Origin of the sequence: Nonomuraea sp. NPDC050404 (genome assembly GCF_040655495.1) — a bacterium.
Lineage (GTDB): Bacteria > Actinomycetota > Actinomycetes > Streptosporangiales > Streptosporangiaceae > Nonomuraea.
The window spans coordinates 1-2,524 of sequence record NZ_JBFAKB010000082.1 but is presented as its reverse complement, the minus strand read 5'-3'; the positions used below and the strand labels follow the sequence as shown (position 1 = coordinate 2,524).

Here is a 2,524-nt window from a genome sequence, read left to right as displayed (position 1 = left end):
CCGCCGTACCCCCGGCCCTCCGCCCGCCCGCCGTCCGGGCGTGCGGCCTGGGGGCCGGTCCCGGACGGCGGCGGGACACCGGGCCGGCCACCGCACGCCGCCCCCGCCGTACCAACCGAACGCACCGGCCCGGGTTGCCGCGCCCCCGCACAAATGCAGCCGTACGATCGCCACTGCATGGCTGGTCACCGTACATGGTCGGGGGCGATCGAAGGTCCAGGACTTCGTTCCTCAGCCCTGGCCCACCGAGCAGCCTGGCTGATCTTTGTGACCTGTACCTTGGTAAGTGGCCGTGAAGCGCAGATCAGAGCACCTTCAGCGCGTGGAACACGCCAAGGAGTAAGGCCACTGAACCCGCAAAGGCGCCGCCTCCGGTCATGAAGCACTGGGAGATGATTCCGCCGTCGATAGCCACCAAGATGCCCGCCGTCTCTCCGACGATGATGCCGACGAGTACAGCAATAAAGATCAGCAGCGCCCTGCGGGAGATTTCAGACACGCTTTCCTCTTCCCGGCTCTGTCACCCAGGAGCCCTTGATCGCCTCGATCAGGACATAGCTCAGCCTGGGTACATAGGATCGGCGCCGAGAAGGCGCTTCGGCGTGCGGCTGTAGAGGCCACGCCGCTCATCTCATGGACAAGGCAGCCACATACTAGGATAGCCAAGATCTGTTGGAATGCCGGTTTTGAGATGCGGATTACCCTGCGGACCGAGGCTCTGCTGTCTGGACATCGACGCTGTGGCCGGCTCTTTCGGCCACCTCCGGGGCGGCGACGCCCACTTTGAGACAGAAGACACTGCCGCGTGCCGAAGGTTGTATGGGCGTTCGGCGAGCGAGGAGGCGACCTGTGCGGAGGTGAAGGCCAAGAGGCCGGGGGTCTGCCAGACCTCGGGTGTAGGCCGTTGATGAAGCTACGACTCCTCAGTCGTTGTCTATGATCGTTACCCTGATCACCACGTCCTCACCGAACTTGATCCCAATAGCCTGGTGGCCGCGAAAGTCATCCTCGGAGCGGCCAACATCGATGAGGTCTGGGGGGTCGGAGAGACCCGTGGCCTGTCGCCAAGCATCGCGTCCGCTGACACTCTCGCTGAGGTAGCCACCGTGTTCGCAGTCCTCGCAACTGCCGCAGGCACCGCACTCGGCGACGCGATTCTCCTCGTATGTCCGGAAAATATGCTCCACGAAATTGCTCGCGTACACGAACGCTTGGAAAGGGTTCTCCCTCACCGGGACGACGACATCCGGACGCGTCACGGTGAGCACGGCCGTGAATCCAGATGCGTCCCGCAGTAGCACCTCGGAGCGGGCGGCGTCGAAGTCCATGGCGTAAAGATCGCCCTCAAAGATCTCATCGACGATATCGCGATTGCGGCGAAGGAAGCCGAGAAGGACGCGCGCGATGAACTCCGGTGCGGCGATGGCGCTTCCATTAGCCTTTCGCCATTCGTCCAGGGCCGCGTTCAGCGGCTCCCACCAGCGGAAGGGATGCAGTCGCGAAAGCCTGATACGGCCATCGGACCCGATGTGATCGGCGATCTCATCCTCAGTGAATCGAGGAAAACCGAATGGGAAGCGCGAGATCTCGAAGGCGACACCGTCCCAGTCCGGGTCGTCGCTCCGGCGCTCGATACCTTCGACATACTGCCACGGAGGCATGTCACTCCACGTCCCACGCCCCCGTCCTATGGCCGCGTGCAGCACGTACTCTTCCGCCAGATTCTGGGGTCTCGGCCTTACGCCGTTGTCGAGCAGGGACGCCATCCGCTGAAAGTTTTCCGCCAGTTTCTCTCGCCATGCGAGATTCCCTTGAACTCGGAACAGAACAGAGTCAGGAAGCTCTTCCATAAAATCTGGAAGATCCACTTGATCATGGGTGCTCATGTCGTAGGCCATGCCACAAGTGGCTGATAGATGCACCGCCATTGCGGGCGTCAGAGACCCCTCGTGGAAACTCTCGTTCAACCTCCTTGCATGTAAGGACGGTTCAGATGCTTTCTCCGGCGGCCGACGCCGAGTTGCCTTCAGCACACGCTCGACCGCGGACCTGGTTTTGGCCGACACCGACGAGAGATCATCCTCGGCACGTCTCCATGTGGCCACAGAGATGCGCGCGACCTTCGCCGCCTCGGCTTGGGTTAGCCCAGCCGCCTCTCGCGCGACTTTCACATCGACAACTTCCTCCATCGGACCTCCTCCGGCGAGCATCAACCGACGGCTGAGCGCTCAGTGAGCGCTCATTCTAGACAAATCTCAATGCGGTGGCAAGTTCTGCGACGACTGGCCCAAGCGACTTCTTTTGACAGGCAGCACCACACGGTCTGCCTTCTCAAGAACCTTCTCGCCCCACGGGGCTGATTACTGAACCTATTTCAGGCTCACGCGGCTTGGGCAGCGCGATGGTTCTGAAGGACGGCGATGGCCTTGCAGAGGTGGCCGGCCTTTGACGGGCTGCAGCGGAGCTTTCGGAGGATCTTCCAGCTTTTGAGCTGGGCGTTTGCGCGCTCGCCGGGTCCGCGGAG

At 62.3% G+C, this 2,524-nt stretch carries 2 protein-coding genes and 1 pseudogene; all 3 read right to left on the bottom strand.

Annotated elements, in window-relative coordinates:
- Positions 1-304: 304 nt before the first annotated feature.
- Positions 305-499, bottom strand: coding sequence for a hypothetical protein (locus AB0I81_RS63895; protein WP_360680652.1), 195 nt, complete (start codon positions 497-499; stop codon positions 305-307).
- 424 nt (positions 500-923) lie between these two features.
- Positions 924-2,189 carry a helix-turn-helix transcriptional regulator gene (locus tag AB0I81_RS63890; RefSeq protein ID WP_360680649.1) on the bottom strand — a complete coding sequence of 422 codons (1,266 nt, stop codon included), beginning with the start codon at positions 2,187-2,189 and terminating at the stop codon, positions 924-926.
- 191 nt (positions 2,190-2,380) lie between these two features.
- A pseudogene (locus AB0I81_RS63885) lies at positions 2,381-2,524 on the bottom strand (IS5/IS1182 family transposase); the annotation flags it as partial.

Bases quoted from the DNA above. Each gene is read 5' to 3' on its own strand.
- AB0I81_RS63890 (WP_360680649.1), bottom strand. From the start codon at position 2,189: ATGGAGGAAGTTGTCGATGTGAAAGTCGCGCGAGAGGCGGCTGGGCTA.